Source organism: Thalassospira marina (assembly GCF_002844375.1).
Lineage (GTDB): Bacteria > Pseudomonadota > Alphaproteobacteria > Rhodospirillales > Thalassospiraceae > Thalassospira > Thalassospira marina.
In genome coordinates this window covers 868,060-883,263 of the sequence record NZ_CP024200.1, presented here as the reverse complement: position 1 = coordinate 883,263, position 15,204 = coordinate 868,060, and the positions used below count along the sequence as shown (strand labels likewise).

The window sequence follows — 15,204 nt, the reverse complement described above, 5'->3', positions numbered from 1 at the left end:
TAACATATGTTGCTTTCTGGGTGCTTGGGCGCGCTATGTGTCCAGGCACCCAGATGTCAAATCAGTGTCATTTGCGCTTGGCGAGCAGCGCATCGACATTTTCGAGTGTTACCGGTGTCCAAGGCACGTTGTATTCCGTCTTTTTGCCGTCTTCCCAGGTCATTTGCGGGTATTGTTTCCAAATTTCGGACATGGGCTCGTAATCCGGCTTGACCGCTTTGATTGCAACATCGATCGCACCCTGTGCCTGGGCTGCGCCATCCTGCAGGATAGACGCCATAGAGCCTTCCTTGACCGCGTTTAACGCATCGGTCACGCCATCAACACCGGCAATGGCAAAGTCACTTACGTTGAGACCGGCAGATTTGATTGCTTCAATTGCGCCCAGCGCCATTTCATCATTCTGCCCGATTACGCCGTTGATTTCCTTGTCGTGTGCTGTCAGCCAGTTTTCCATCAGGCTTTGTGCTTCTGCCCGTGACCAGTTGGCGGTTTGCTGTTCGAGAACTTTGACATCGGGGCATTCGGCAAGTGCTTTTTTGTTGCCCTCGCCGCGCTGGATTTGGGCGGACTGACCAATTGGGCCCTCGAGAATGACGACATTGCCCTTGCAGCCCATTTTATCCAAAACGGACTTGGCTTCCATGTAACCCGCCTGGACATCATCCGAGCCAACATAGGACGTTAGCAGCTTGCTGTTTACCATTGTGTTGGACCCAACTACCGGGATGCCTGCCTCGTGGGCAAGTTCAACGGCAGTTGCACCAGCGTCGATGTCAATCGGCACAAAAACAATGGCGTCGTAGCCCTGGGTGATCATGGTTTCAAACTGGTCTTGCTGGACCAGCGCGTCATAGCGGCCGTCAAATACGGTCAGATCGACGAGGCCGGATTTCACCGCCGGATGATTTTCGGCGGCATCGGCCCAAAGTTGCATGAATTCGGCATTCAGCCCGTAAACGGCAGCGCCAATTTTGATCGCCCCGTCCTTTGCGCTGGCCGCAGTGGCAAGCGACAGGCCGATCACAAGGGCACTTACAGTTGTGGAAAGTTTACGAAATGTCATGTTAGTTCCTCCCTGATTGACATTATTTTAGGAAATAAGACTTCCGGCTGATTGGAACAGTTTTTGTCGGAAGCCATTGAGGTAAGAGCGTTGTAATCAGCTCTCGGTTCGGCGCGAGCGGTCGAGCATCACCGCAGCGACGATTAGTCCGCCTTTGATCACTTGCTGGTAGTATGATTCGACACCCAGCAGATCGAGGCCGTTATTCATCACGCCAATTAAAAGCGCGCCGATCACCGTACCGCTGACCCGCCCGACGCCACCGGCAAGGCTGGTTCCACCAATCACAACTGCAGCAATCGCATCCAGTTCATAGGCAACGCCGGCTTGCGGCAATGCAGAACCCGTACGGGCTGCCAAAACTATGCCGGCAATGCCTGCCAGGGCACCTGAAATCAGGTAAACGCAAAACCGGATGCGGTTGACAGACAATCCCGAGACTTTGGCCGCATGCGGGTTTCCGCCAACGGCATAGATATGCCGACCAAAACGGGTACGGGTCAGGACGAAATGGGAGACGATAAAGACCAGAGCAAACAAAATGATGGGAACCGGGATATTGGCGATATCACCTGTACCCATCCACCGGTAGCCATCAGTCAGGGCGGGAATTGGGCGACCATCGGCGTAAATCAGTGTCAGGCCACGCGCCGCCGAGAGCATGCCGAGTGTTGCAACAAATGCCGGCACGCCATAGCGAGCAACAGCAAGACCCGACAGCGCCCCCATGGCAATACCCGTCAATACGCCAATGACCACTGGAATTAACGGCATGTATGGGGTGCCGGGAATAAAACCCGAAGCAGACGTTGTTGCAAAACTTGCCGAAACGACACCGGTCAGCGCAACGACGGAGCCGACCGACAGGTCTATGCCCCGTGTGAGAATGACAAAAGTCATCCCGATTGCCAGAATCCCGTTAATCGAAGTTTGCCGCAATACATTGATAATATTACGTGAACTTAGAAAATTGTCGCTGACAACCGACAGAACAACACAGAGCGCGACAAGCGCAATCAGAATACCATATCGCTGGGCCTGTGATCCGAGGCGATCCGATAGGGTGTATTTTTGCGCCGCACCTGCGGGTGCGTTGCCCTTGATTTGCCGTTCCAAGATATTCCTCCCATTTGTGCATCAGGACTGTTGGCATTTTCAATGCCTTAACGGGTGCTTGGAGCACCTACGCAGCCAGATGCAATAATTTTTCAGCCGACATTTCTGTCCGATTAACCTCGCCTGCGACGCGGCCATCGCGCATGACGATAACCCGGTCGGCCATCCCCAAAACCTCGTCTGTTTCCGATGAAATCATGATGATGCTGCCGCCTTGCCGGGCGAAATCAGACATGACCCGATAAATTTCGCGTTTTGCGCCGACATCGACGCCGCGGGTTGGCTCATCAAGTAATAGGATTGTGGGGGCCGTCAGAAACCATTTACCAAGCACCACCTTTTGCTGGTTGCCGCCTGAAAGGTTCGATACGCCCAGTCTGTCCGATGCGGTTTTGATCTTCAGCATGTCAATCATACCGTCTGCCGCCTGGCTTTCGGCCCGGATATTCATCATGCCGCCAGGGGACATTTTATCGAGCGTCGCCAGGCACAGGTTTTCCCGTACGTCACCGGTTAACACGAGGCCGGATCCCTTGCGGTCCTCGGTTACATATGCCAGACCCGACTGGATTGCGCCTTTGGGATCGATGATAGTTGCTGGTTTTCCGTCAAGCAGGATGTGCCCGGCAGTTTCTTTCGATAAACCAAAAAGGCGATCAAAAATTTCAGAACGTCCCGAACCCATAAGTCCGTATAACGCAAGAATTTCACCCTTGCGCAGGAAGAAGTTTACGTCGCGTACATCTCGGTCAGCCCGAAGTTCTTCAACGCGTAATACCTCGTGATCCTGGGGGTGATTTTCCTTGACGAATTCTTCGGCCAGGGGGCGACCGACGATAAGATTGATCAGCCGTTCCTTATCAATAGCCTCTAGCGCGCCAGCTTCGATAAACGATCCGTCTCTAAGGACTGTATAACTATCGCAAATCGTAAAAATCTCGGATAAGCGATGGCTTACATAAATCACACCTTTGTTGTGAGATTTAAGTGTCTCGATAGCGGCAAAAAGCTGATCTGCTTCTGCTTCGCCCAACGCCGAGGTCGGTTCATCCATGATGATGACTTCGGCATTGTAGCTCAGGGCCTTGGCGATTTCGACAAGCTGGATTTGTGCTACGGTCAAATCCATCATCAGAGTGTCGGCACGGATTCCGAAGTTGAAGCCATCCAGCAAACTCTGTGCCTTGGCATTCATTGCCTTAAAATCAATCAGTCCAAGAATGCCGGTAGGTTCACGCCCCAGGTAAATGTTCTCCGCAACTGACATCGAGGGAACGGGGCTAAGCTCCTGTTCGATAATTGATATGCCATTTGCGAGCGCAACCGCAGGGTCATCAAATACGACCTCTTTGCCATTGCGTTTAAGTACGCCTGCATCCCGGCGGTAGATCCCCATTAGAATTTTAAGAAAGGTGGATTTTCCAGCTCCGTTGCCGCCGCAAAGTGCGTGAACTGATCCGGCTTTCAAGCAAAACCGCCCGTCTTTAAGCGCAGGGACGCCATTAAACGCTTTTTGGAAGCCTTCGGCTTCGAGCAAAGGTTGACTCATATTTTCCTCCCATCTCGACTCTTCTTTTTATGAGTCTCATTTGGTCTGACATTTGTTAGTATGTGTCTGACAAATGAAAATTCACAGAATGACTGACTTTTGTCAAGGTAAAGGTGTCAAAAATAAAATGACGTATTTTTTATATTTTTTCTCAATATGTTACGATTATAAGTGACGAGCTTCTGAAGCTGGAGTTGCTGTTTCAGGTTGTGGTCAAACGGTTGCGAAGGACATTTTGATGCCTGAAGTTCTGATCGGCACCAGTTGGAAAATGAACAAGACATTGGCCGAGGCGCTTGCCTGGGCCGAAGGGATTGCGAAGGCAGACCTGTCTGAGCGCATTCAAAGTTTTGTGATTCCGCCCTTTACCGCGGCACGGCAGGTCAAGGATGCCCTGAGCGATAGCCCGGTTCTGGTCGGTGCACAGAATATGCACTGGGCGGACCAGGGCGCATGGACCGGCGAAATTTCCGCGCCGATGCTGGTGGATTGTGGTCTTGATATTGTTGAACTTGGCCATTCGGAACGGCGTGAACATTTTGGCGAAACAGACGAAGCCGTTGGTTTGAAAACCGAAGCCGCCGTCCGCCACGGGTTGATCCCGCTGATTTGCATTGGTGAAACCCTGCAGGACCACGAACAAGGCCGGGCCGCCGAGATATTGGCACACCAGGTGCGCGGTGCCCTTGCAAAATTAAGCGATCCGCAAAAGCAGGCTGAAATCTGGCTGGCATACGAACCGGTATGGGCGATTGGCGAAAACGGTATTCCCGCCACGGCGGATTATGCCGATGCTCGGCAGGCTGAAATCATTGCCGTCGCACAGGAGGTTCTTGGTCGGCGCGTGCCCTGCCTTTATGGCGGGTCGGTTAACCTGGGCAACTGTGCGGAGCTGGTGACCTGCCCGCATATCGATGGCCTGTTCATTGGCCGGTCCGCCTGGGATGTGACGGGATATCTCGACATTTTAACGCGCTGCTGCGCCGCGTTGAATGCGCAAGCCTGAAACGCCAAAACGGAGGAGCTGACATGAAAATCGCAGTGGCCGGCCATGGCCGGGCGGTTGATTTTCTTGTGCAGCTTTGAAGTTTTTTCGCTGTCGTTTTTTACCGTCAGGTCCTGTCTGTCAGTGCCTGACGGAATGGGTTTTGGCCAGGTAAGCGTCGTCGGGGGAATTGAAATCTTAAGACTATGTCCCGTCTTTTGGCGCATTGCGTATGTTAAACATGATGCAGATGGCGAATGAGTGGACGGTAAACCAAACAGGAATTTGCGAACCAACCGGCAATTTATTGCCGGTTGGTTCGCTGGGGAGCTTGGTTGTATCAGTGTTCGCTATGTTTGAGGTGATATAGGCCGTAAAAATCGGGGAATGCAGATGATGCTTTGCTGTCGGTGTTTGTAGTTCTGTCTTGACCCATGACTTCGACAGTTGCGGTCATGCCTGCTACCAGTTCTATGCTGGCAGGGATTTTGTCAATTTTGATGCGAACGGGGATCCGTTGGGCAAGACGAACCCAGGAAAATGTTGTAGCGACATTGGGAAGGCCGAGATGCCCCGGAGTGTCATTGATATTTTCTATGCCACGGCCAATGCTTTCAACATGCCCAAATGCCGGTTGGTCAAAACCCATCAGTTGGATCGATATGGGCGCGCCAATATTAATCCGGCCTATTTTCGTTTCTTCAAAATAACCGGTTACCCAGAAGCTGGAGGCATCGATGACAGAAATTTTTGTTATACCTGCCGTCGCATAATCGCCTGGGCGGAGCTTGAGATTGGTTACATAGCCGTCAACGGTTGAACGGATTGTCGAGCGGGCAAGGTTGAGCTTGGCCAGATCAAGAGAGGCCAGTGCCGATTGATAGGCCGCGGAGGCAACTGCTGCGGCACCATTTGATTGCTGGATGGCTTCCCGGGATGCGAAATCCTTTAATTGGCGTTGGCGCCGGGCGGTTGCCTGCCGGACAATCATATCTTGTTGTTTTGCTTCCACATCTGCTTTGGCCAGGGCTACAGCCAGTTCAAGGCGTTCTGGCTCGATCTGATATAGAACGTCGCCCTGTTTTACATATTGGTTGTCCGCAACGAAAACGGAATGGATTGTACCGGAAACTTCCGGGGCGATCTGCACGACATCAACACCAACGCGGGCGTCCCGGGTCCAGAGTGTTTTGTCATAATGGCTCCAGGCCTTGAACGCCACAAAGGCCGATGCGGTGACCAGAAAAAGGGTAACGATGTAACGGCCGGCGAGGGAAATAACAGTTTTCACGGTAAAAGTCCGTTTGATGGCAGGTATAGCGTGAGCAGACCATAAATGGTGATGAAGAGGGTGAGTTCGACGAGCGGTCTGTACGCAAAGATGCGCGATAAGCCGGTGGCGAAGAGCAAGCGTATGGTTGCGATGGTTCCGACCAGCGCCACAGCAGCAAGCACCACCAAACCGGGAACCAGAACTCCCCAGAAATTGACATCCTGGATCATGATTTGGGTTTTCCCACCTGCGGGAGGGGCGCTGTACCCAGGGCAAAGTATAGGTCAATCAGCAGGTCGCGTATTTGTGCCCGGTTTTTGCACGGGCTTTGTGTGCTGATCGCCATCACAGTCGCGATGTGCTGGTTAAGTGGCACGTTAGTAAGATTTTGTGCTGGCTTTCTGGGATTTACATAGTTTGCCATTGCTAAAAGAAGGTCTTTTATCGGCGCTCTTGCCTCGAGCGGAAGCAGGGGAACCATTTTATGGAGCTGACCTGCGACATGGCCGATGCGAAGATGATGCATCGTGTCCTCCAGGACAGAGCTGTAGGCCTTGCCGGATGCTCGAATTTTGGGCTGTAATAAGGCTGTCCGGTCTATCATCAGGCTGATCCAGCGTGCTTCGTTGGGGGCATGGCCCAGCGCGCGACGTCCGATATCCCGTCGGCTAAGGGCGAGCAGTCTTTTGATCGCAGTGTCAGCGCGAACTGTTTGAAATATGGACATGCTTAGCGCCCCGAAGCTTACAGCGACCAAGACTGCGATCGAAATATTGAGCGAAGCGGCGAAGTCACCTGAATAATTGGTGCCGAGGCCTGACAGGATTGGAATGGTCAGGGTAATACCAAGGGCGGTCATCATGGTGGGCAAACGTGCCTGAAGGGAACCCGCGAGCAGGAAAACCGGTGCGAGAACCGCAACAAGAACAGCGAAATCCGTAACTTGCGGCAGGATGAAGAAACTGTAAAACAGGCTGAAGACGATGCCATACAACGTGCCAATGGTGTATTTGACAACAAAGGGCACCGGTGTATCGAAATTGCCAAACAGGCTGCAACAGACACCGAGTACGGAAACGGCAGTTCCCCCTTCCGGCCAGCCTGACCATATCCAGAATGCACAGCCGCACAAAATGCCTGTAATGGCGCCAAGTGCAGCACGAGCGGCCAGCCGGGGATCCCGGTGATAAACATAACCCCCGGCATGTTTGGAACCATGCAGCAATCTTGTGTTCCGAAGAGGATTGATAAGGGTAACGCTGAACTTTAATTGCTTGCAGTCGTGCAGTAGGCCGATCATCTCTGCAAGATGGCCGGCAAGGTTTGCGCCAACCAATTCAGCCGAAGATGCCGTTTCTCTCGCCAATTGTTTTTGTACGGCTCGTGCGTACGCGATCAGATCAAACGGTGTGTCGCCCTCATCGGCCTCATCGGTGAGTGTACACCATGTTCTGGCATCGTGGATCAGGCGGGTAAGTTCGGCAGGGGTAATATTGCCATTATGATGCAGAAAATGAATACGTTCTTCAATTTCTGCCGTAAGCAGGAGCAACCGCGCCAGGCGATCATGAATAAGACGCAGAATTCTGCGATGGGGTATGACAGGGGCCGGATCATAGGGTAGATGGGTGGCCAGATCCTGAAGCGCCAGCAGGTCAAGCGAGAGCTGTTTGCGGTCGTTTCGGTTTTCTTCTGGCGTGCCATTTAGCGCATCCCGCGCCAATCGATGCGCGCTCTGCATTGTTGTTGCAAGTTTAGCGGTAAAGACGCCCGTCATACGTTTTGGCAGGACATAACGATGGATCAGGACAGCACAGAGAATACCGATGGAAATTTCCTGTACGCGCAAGGAGGCAATGTCGAAAACCGCACCGGGATCAAGTACGCTGGGAAAGCCGATCAGGCTTGCGGTGTAGCCTGCAAGAACGAAGGCATAGGCGCGGGGTGTGCGATCAAGGAGCGAAAAGAACAGGCACAAACCAATCCAGCCAGCGAGGATTAGGCTGCATAACATCGGTTCATTCACAAAATTCGGGACGATGGCTACGGTTGCGATGGCCCCGATGAAGGTGCCTGCAAAACGATACACACCCCGGCTAAGGGATGCACCGGCAGAGGTTTGTGAAACGATATACACCGATATGATCGCCCATGACGGTCGGGGCAGCCCGACCCGGAGCGAAATGTAATAGGCCAGCATCGCCGCAATAAAGGTTTTGGCGGAAAAGAGGATTGCGTTTGCATCAATCTTCAGGGTGGGAGAGCAAAAGAAGTTTAATCCAATTTTTATGGCCTGGGTCAAAAGGGGCCTCCTGGAGCGTGTTGTCCTCAATGCTCGCGATTGTGAATGATTTGCAAAAACTAATAAATTCGATATTATGACATAAAATCACTAAAAACTGCCATTCTCATGACGGAATTACGATCTGCTGTTTCTGTTTTTGATCCTGACCTCATGCTTGTGCCTGCGGTCGCCTATAAGCTGGATTTTTCGGACCACGCTGGTGAAGTACCTTTGCATGTGCATCGCAAAGGGCAGTTGATTTTGGCCTTGCGCGGGGCGGTTACCTGTCGCGCAGGTAATGAGCTTTGGGTGGTGCCACCCAATTGCGGGGTTTGGATTCCCGGCGATGTTCCGCATAGCGCGCGTGCCACGGCGAACGCATGCCTTAATTATCTGTTTGTTGCACCAGGGGCGGCTGATTTGCCTGATACCTGTTGTACGTTGTCGATCTCGCCTTTGATCCGCGAAATGATTGATCGGCTGGCCCGGGATTGCTGCGCGTATCCGCCCGATAGCCATGTGGGGCGGCTTGTGCGTGTCATGCTTGATGAATTGGCTTGTATGCCACGAGAGCGTTTTAATCTGCCAATTTCCAGCCATCCGAAAATCAAGCTGATGGCAGATGCCTTAACGCTTGACCCTGCGGATCGAACCACGCTGAAAGATTGGGCCAGACATGTTGCGATGAGCGAGCGGTCGCTCGCCCGTCTAATTGTACTGGAAACCGGGCTTACCTTTGGGCGTTGGCGACAGCAGCTGCATCTTGTTGTTGCTCTGCGGGAACTGGCCAGCGGAGAGGCGGTGCAGAATGTTGCAGCTGCGCTGGGATATGAGTCCGTGAATGCCTTTATCACAATGTTTAAAAAAGCCCTGGGTAGCACGCCAGCCCAGTATTTTGCTCAAAACAGGGATGTCTAGCAATTGAGGCAGAAAAAGTAAGTTCGGTTTTGAGGTGGCCGGTTTTCAGGGGCGCGTCACTAAGCCGGTTTTTCGCCATTAAATGCCTTTTATGGTCCTTCCCCCTAGCGGAATTGATCCCACGGTTGATCATTGTCGTTGACAGTAGCCTGCAACATGATTATACGCATAATCATGTTGATTAAGCGCTTAATTAAATTATCCTTGGGGATCGGTTGTGACGAAAAGCCTGAAACGCGTTAAACGCGCCACACAAAGCGATGTTGCTGCACTGGCCGGTGTATCTACCGCTGTTGTGTCCGCTGTTATTTCGTCAAAGCCGGGTAAAACAATCCGGGTTGGTAAAGATGCGGAAAAACGCGTGCGCGAAGCAATGGAAACGTTGGGTTATGCACCCAATGTCGTTGCCCAGTCATTGGCAGGCGGCAAGCGCAACATCATTGGCGTGTTTACTTACGAGGCAATATTTCCATCTGATAGCGAAAACTTTTTCTATCCCTTCCTTTTGGGAATTGAGCGCGGCGCCATGCAACTGGGACAGGATTTGTTGCTGTTTACCTCTTCGTCATTTGAACGCGGGCCGCGCAGCATTTTCCCAAACGGGGCCAGCCGCATGGGAGTTGCCGACGGTGCAATCCTGTTAGGGGAAGAACCTGACAAGAGAGAGCTTAAGCAGCTTCATGATACAGGGTTTCCGTTTGTTACTATTGGCCGGCGGGATATGCCGGATGCCGACCTTAGTTGGGTCGCAGCTGATTACACGGCCGCTGTTTCCGATGTGGTCGACCGATGTGCCCGATATGGCCATCGCAAACTGAAGTTTGTTGGTGCACCCCAGGTTCGTGAGCAAAATATGGATCGCGAAGCGGGTTTTCTTCAGAAGCAGGGGAGCAGTTTGACCCTTGCAGTTGAACGACTGCCTGCCGAGGATATTGATGCCGACTGGCTGCATAAATGTCTGGAAGATGGCAATACTGTTGTTTTGACTGAAACCTTCAAGCATGCAGTAGCACTGGAGCGGCAGGTTGCCGCACAGAATGGAACTATTCCTGGCACCATCTCCATCGTTGCACTTGCTGCACCTTTGAACCGTTCTGCTGATGTGGATCGCTGGACTCGTATCTCGGTTCCCCGTGAAGAGATGGGCGAACTTGCTGTCCGAAACCTGATTTCACGGATCAGGACGCCAGATCAGGGTCCACTTAAAGCCACCCTTCCATGTGGCTTTGTTCCGGGCACGACGCTCAGAAAAATCTGAATCCAATTATAATTAGGGAGGAAGCAGGATATGTCTGACTTGTTGATTAAGCGCTTAATTTATTCCGCAGCAACTATGGCGGCGCTTGGATTTGGCGCAAATTCCGTAAGTGCGGAGGAATTGCGCTTTACGGTTTGGACAGGTAGCGAAGCCCATTTGAAGATGCTTGGCGAAATCGCGGATAGTTTCACAGCCACCCATCCCGATGTAACTGTACGATATGACACGATTCCGTTTGGTGATTACGTTCAGAAAATCACGTTGCAAATGGCGGGCGGAAACCCTCCTGATCTTGGCTGGCTTCTGGAAAATTCCGCGCCTGCATTTGTGGATGCTGGTGCCCTGGCGGATGTTTCGGAAACGCTCAAGTCAACAAACGGTTACGATTATGGGGACTTTTCTCAGTCTGCCATGGGTCTTTGGGAAACAGACGGTGCGATTTACGGTATTCCGTTCTCAACGTCGCCATTCCTGGTTTATTTCAATAAATCCCTTTATGAGTCCGCAGGCCTTGAAACACCCGATGCGCGCGTAAAAGACGGTACCTGGACGTGGGAACAGCTTAAATCCGACGCCAAGGCACTTCGTGATGCATCATCGGGCGTTTGGGGTTTTGAAACGGTTGATGGCCAGGGGTATGGAAGCCGTGTCTGGCATACCCTCGTGCCGATCATTCGCGCATATGGGGGTGCAGCGTGGGACGGTGATACCTGTAAGCTTGACAGCCCTGAAACGGTTAAGGCCGTTCAGCTTTTCCATGACATGGTTTATGCAGATGGTTCGACTGTTCCCCCTGGTGAGCAGGGAGACTTCTTTTCGGGCAAGGCTGCATTGACCGTGACCCAGATCTCCCGTGTTTCAAAGTTGTCGGATGCGACTTTTGACTGGGGAATCGCACCTCTTCCTGCAGGGACGGCCGGTAGTGGCGCAACCGTTGGGCAGGCTGCTGTTGTTGCTTTTGCCGAGGGCAAACACAAGGAACTGGCTGCCGAATTCCTTGCCCATATGACCAGTAAGGAAAATGTTGCCAAAATGGCGGCTTTTTTCCCACCCGCCCGCAAATCTGTTCTCGAAGCTGATCGTTTTCTGACCAGCAATGCCGCAGTTACCCCGGAAAAGATGGCATTCGTCGCACAGGGAATTAAAAACGGTTCGGTCCTGCCAAGTCACAAGCGGTTCCCGCAGATCGAGGCCGCAGCACGCTCGAATTTTGATGCTCTTTGGTCAAAGAACGCTGACATTGCCGCGATTATGAAGAAGCTTTGCGGCAGCATTCAACCGCTGCTTTGATGTCAGGCTTCTTCTGAAAATTTTCCTTTAAACTGCCATCACTGCGGATATTTCGGCGGTGATGGCAGGATGAACACCCAATCTCCCTTCGAAGGAAGCGCTCATGTCCGCTCTCCGCAAAGGGCCGTCCCTCTCGCTTAAAACCAGAGAGGCCGTAACCGGATGGCTCTTCGTAAGTCCGATCCTGACGGGATTTCTGATTTTCTTCATCGGCCCGTTGATTGCAGTATTTTACTACAGCACAACCGAATGGAACCTGCTTAGCCAGCAGTCGCGGTTTGTCGGGATGGCAAACTATGTTGATGCCCTGAGCCGTAATGAAACCTTCTGGGATGTTCTGATCAATTCCCTGGTGTTTGCTGCGGGTTTGGTGCCTTTGAACATGGCACTGGCATTGGGGCTCGCTCTTGCCTTGTCAAAATCAAGGCCCGGTGCAGTGTTCTTTCGCACTGTCTTTTTTGCCCCGGTCATTACCTCAGCTGTGGCCTGGGCCATCATCTGGACCTTTTTGCTGCAGCATGAAAGCGGGGCGGTTAATCAGGGGCTGTCATTGTTTGGTATTGATGGTCCCAACTGGCTGCATGAACCCGACTGGGCAATGGTTTCAGTCATTGTTACCCGTGTTCTCAAGACGGTCGGGCTGAACATGATCCTTTATATTGCGGCCCTGCAATCCATTCCACGCGATTACGCGGAAGCAGCGAGGCTCGAAGGAGCCAGCGGCTGGGAAATTTTTCGCCGGGTTACCTGGCCTCTCCTGGCGCCTACGACACTTGTGATCATGGTGATTACGGTTGTCGGTTCTCTGAAAGTGTTTGACCACATTTATCTGATGACAGGGGGCGGGCCACAGAACGGCACAATGGTTCTGGCTTTTTATATCTACGAACAGGGTTTCAAGTTTTTTAACACCGGTTATGCCGCGGCCCTCGCCGTTGTCCTGTTTGGTCTGATTTTGATGCTAACGATCGCACAAATGGTACTAAAGGCATCTCGTAAATGAACTACAGAACACAGCAGAAAATCACGCGCATATGCTGGATTGTTGGCCTTTGCGCACTGGCGGTTCCTTTTGTATTTCCGTTTTTATGGATGTTGTCAGGTGCGCTTAAGGGGCAGGCCGATGTCTTTGCATCTTCGTCCCTTATTCCGGTCAAAGTGCATTGGTCAAACTTCACCGAGGTTTTTGCCTATCAGCCTTTTGCCCGGCAATATTTCAATTCGCTCTATATTGCGATTGTCGTGACCATCGCAACCCTGTTGATTTCCTCGATGGCGGGATACGCACTGGCGCGTCTGCGTTTTGGTGGCAGTGCCTTCATATTGCTGGTGCTGATATCGGCCTTGATGATGCCTGAGGAGGTCACAATCATCCCTAACTTCTTTCTGATGAAAGAACTGGGTTTGATGAACACGCATATGCCACTGATCCTGTTGCCGTTATTTGGCTCCCAGGGGGTGATGGCAACGTTTCTGATGCGCCAGTATTTTCTGGCGCTGCCCAGTGAACTTGAAGAAGCGGGGCGCATGGATGGCCTTTCGCGGTTTGGGGTTTATTTCAAAATCGCTTTGCCGCTTTCAAAGCCCGCGCTTTCTGCCGTTGGTATCATCACCTTCCTGTTTTCCTGGAATCTGTTCCTCGAACCATTGGTTTTCGTGAACGATATCGAATTGTTTACGCTGCCGTTGGCGCTCGCAAATTTTACCGACACATACGGCCTGCCGCTTTGGCATCTGCAACTTGCAGCAACCGCGCTTGCCGTCATTCCAATGCTTATTGTCTACATTTTGGCCCAACGCCAAATCGTCGAGAGTTTCGCCATGTCTGGCGTGAAAGGTTGAAAATGAAAGAACTTCACTCTGATATCGTTATCATCGGGGGCGGACTTGGCGGTGTTGCTGCCGCGCTTTCAGCGCTGAAGATGGGGTACGGCGTTATCCTGACCGAAGAATTCAAATGGCTTGGCGGTCAATTGACAACGCAGGCTGTTCCGCCCGATGAAAACCCCTGGATAGAAACAGTCGGCTCTACCGCCAGCTATAAGCAGCTTCGTCAGGAAATCCGTGCATATTATCGCCGAAACTATCCTTTGACGGACAAGGCACGTGCATCTGAAAACCTTAATCCCGGAAGCGGCAATGTTTCGCCAATCTGTGCCGAACCTCGCGCGGGTGTTGCGGCGATTGACGCCCTGCTTGCACCCTGGTTTGCAACGGACCGTCTAACGGTTCTTCTTAATACCAAGGCAATTGCGGTCGAAAGCAAAGACGACAGTTTTGCATCTGTTACTGTGATGTCAGCTGAATATGGTGAAATGCTTCTGACCGGGAAATATTTCATCGATGCAACCGAACTCGGTGACCTGCTTGAACTTGGTGACGTTGAACATGTGACTGGTGCGGAAAGCCGGGCCGAGACCGGTGAACCATCCGCGCTTGAGGGCGAAGCAGATCCCAACGATCAGCAGGCCGTAAGCTGGTGTTTTGCCATGAGCTATCACCCCGATGAAGATCATACGATTGATCGCCCGCGTGATTACGACTACTGGCGTAATTACAAGCTCGACTTCTGGCCTGATCAGCAACTGTCCTTTGTGGGGCCGAACCCGGTAACACTTGAGCCTGACAACCGGCCGCTTTTTGTTGGCGACAGTGACGCGGAATTTGCCCCGGATAACTGGCACTATCGCCGGATTTTCTATCGCCGCAATCACACCGGTGACCAGTACAGTTCCGATATTTGCCTGGTCAACTGGCCACAGATTGACTATTGCGATGGCCCGATTGTTGGTGTTTCCCCGGAAGAGGCAAAGAAGCATCTGGAAGGTGCACGCCAACTTTCACTATCGATGCTGTACTGGATGCAAACCGAGGCACCACGTCATGACGGGGGTTACGGTTATCGTGGTTTGAAGCCAGCCGGCAACGTAATGGGTACCCTGGATGGTCTGACAATTGCGCCATATATCCGCGAAAGCCGCCGTATCAAGGCGCTGTTCACGGTTACGGAAAACCATGTGGGGATCGATGCCCGTGACGGCCTGGTCGGTGCGGAACAATTCGATGATTCTGTTGGTGTTGGCAGCTATCGTATCGATCTGCATCCATCCACTGCGCCGCGCAATTATGTTGATATTGCAAACTGGCCGTTCCAGATTCCACTCGGAAGCCTGATTCCCCAGCGGGTTAAAAATCTGCTGCCAGCATGTAAAAACATCGGCACTACGCACCTTACCAATGGTTGTTATCGCCTGCACCCGGTTGAATGGAACATCGGGGAAAGCGTTGGTGCGCTTGCGGCTTATTGCCTGGAACATAGCCTGGAGCCGCGTACAGTGCGTGAAACGCCACAGACGCTGGAAAATTTCCAGGGCCTTTTATCCAACCGCTTTGGCATTCCACTTTCCTGGCCCAAAGAAATCCGGGAAACGCCAAGGCTCGAACTGTTCGGGCGTGTGGAGTGAG

13 protein-coding genes are annotated in these 15,204 nt (G+C 52.3%); 7 read left to right on the top strand and 6 right to left on the bottom strand.

Features of this window, described 5'->3' with window-relative positions; genetic code table 11:
* Positions 1-67: 67 nt before the first annotated feature.
* The 3 genes from CSC3H3_RS24140 to CSC3H3_RS24130 all read right to left on the bottom strand — a co-directional run bounded on the left by CSC3H3_RS24140 (position 68) and on the right by CSC3H3_RS24130 (position 3,731).
* Positions 68-1,066 carry a substrate-binding domain-containing protein gene (locus CSC3H3_RS24140; protein WP_101286837.1) on the bottom strand — a complete coding sequence of 333 codons (999 nt, stop codon included), beginning with the start codon at positions 1,064-1,066 and terminating at the stop codon, positions 68-70.
* 96 nt (positions 1,067-1,162) lie between these two features.
* On the bottom strand, positions 1,163-2,182 hold the full coding sequence (locus CSC3H3_RS24135; protein ID WP_245881418.1) for an ABC transporter permease: 1,020 nt from the start codon (positions 2,180-2,182) through the stop codon (positions 1,163-1,165).
* A gap of 67 nt (positions 2,183-2,249) precedes the next feature.
* Entirely contained in the window at positions 2,250-3,731 is a 1,482-nt protein-coding gene (locus tag CSC3H3_RS24130) for a sugar ABC transporter ATP-binding protein (protein ID WP_101266749.1), read from the bottom strand.
* A gap of 238 nt (positions 3,732-3,969) precedes the next feature.
* Here CSC3H3_RS24130 and CSC3H3_RS24125 point away from each other — a divergent pair, with 238 nt between their 5' ends.
* Positions 3,970-4,737, top strand: a complete 768-nt coding sequence (locus tag CSC3H3_RS24125) for a triose-phosphate isomerase (protein ID WP_101286836.1) — start codon at positions 3,970-3,972, stop codon at positions 4,735-4,737.
* Positions 4,738-5,056: 319 nt separating this feature from the next.
* Here CSC3H3_RS24125 and CSC3H3_RS24115 read toward each other — a convergent pair whose 3' ends face one another.
* Genes CSC3H3_RS24115 through CSC3H3_RS24105 form a run of 3 tightly spaced genes read right to left on the bottom strand, consistent with a single transcriptional unit; the run spans position 5,057 to position 8,291 of the window.
* A complete protein-coding gene (locus CSC3H3_RS24115) occupies positions 5,057-6,007 on the bottom strand; it encodes an efflux RND transporter periplasmic adaptor subunit (RefSeq protein WP_101286834.1) in 951 nt (316 codons plus the stop codon).
* A complete protein-coding gene (locus CSC3H3_RS24110; RefSeq protein WP_101286833.1) occupies positions 6,004-6,219 on the bottom strand; it encodes a DUF1656 domain-containing protein in 216 nt (71 codons plus the stop codon). Before CSC3H3_RS24110 ends, CSC3H3_RS24115 begins: the two co-directional genes overlap by 4 nt.
* Positions 6,216-8,291 carry an FUSC family protein gene (locus CSC3H3_RS24105; RefSeq protein ID WP_281262547.1) on the bottom strand — a complete coding sequence of 692 codons (2,076 nt, stop codon included), beginning with the start codon at positions 8,289-8,291 and terminating at the stop codon, positions 6,216-6,218. Before CSC3H3_RS24105 ends, CSC3H3_RS24110 begins: the two co-directional genes overlap by 4 nt.
* Positions 8,292-8,399: 108 nt before the next feature.
* Between CSC3H3_RS24105 and CSC3H3_RS24100 the strand changes: the two genes are divergently transcribed.
* The 6 genes from CSC3H3_RS24100 (at position 8,400) to CSC3H3_RS24075 (ending at position 15,203) form a co-directional block, all read left to right on the top strand.
* Entirely contained in the window at positions 8,400-9,191 is a 792-nt protein-coding gene (locus CSC3H3_RS24100; protein ID WP_101286832.1) for an AraC family transcriptional regulator, read from the top strand.
* A 217-nt stretch (positions 9,192-9,408) separates the two neighbouring features.
* Positions 9,409-10,449, top strand: a complete 1,041-nt coding sequence (locus CSC3H3_RS24095; RefSeq protein WP_101286831.1) for a LacI family DNA-binding transcriptional regulator — start codon at positions 9,409-9,411, stop codon at positions 10,447-10,449.
* A gap of 30 nt (positions 10,450-10,479) precedes the next feature.
* Entirely contained in the window at positions 10,480-11,739 is a 1,260-nt protein-coding gene (locus CSC3H3_RS24090) for an ABC transporter substrate-binding protein (RefSeq protein ID WP_245881417.1), read from the top strand.
* Positions 11,740-11,842: 103 nt separating this feature from the next.
* On the top strand, positions 11,843-12,742 hold the full coding sequence (locus tag CSC3H3_RS24085) for a carbohydrate ABC transporter permease (RefSeq protein WP_101266764.1): 900 nt from the start codon (positions 11,843-11,845) through the stop codon (positions 12,740-12,742).
* On the top strand, positions 12,739-13,581 hold the full coding sequence (locus tag CSC3H3_RS24080; protein WP_101286830.1) for a carbohydrate ABC transporter permease: 843 nt from the start codon (positions 12,739-12,741) through the stop codon (positions 13,579-13,581). The genes CSC3H3_RS24085 and CSC3H3_RS24080 overlap by 4 nt, the downstream gene beginning before the upstream one ends.
* A gap of 2 nt (positions 13,582-13,583) precedes the next feature.
* Positions 13,584-15,203 (top strand): FAD-dependent oxidoreductase, encoded by a 1,620-nt coding sequence (locus CSC3H3_RS24075; protein WP_101286829.1) that lies wholly within the window; start codon positions 13,584-13,586, stop codon positions 15,201-15,203.
* Position 15,204: the final 1 nt, after the last annotated feature.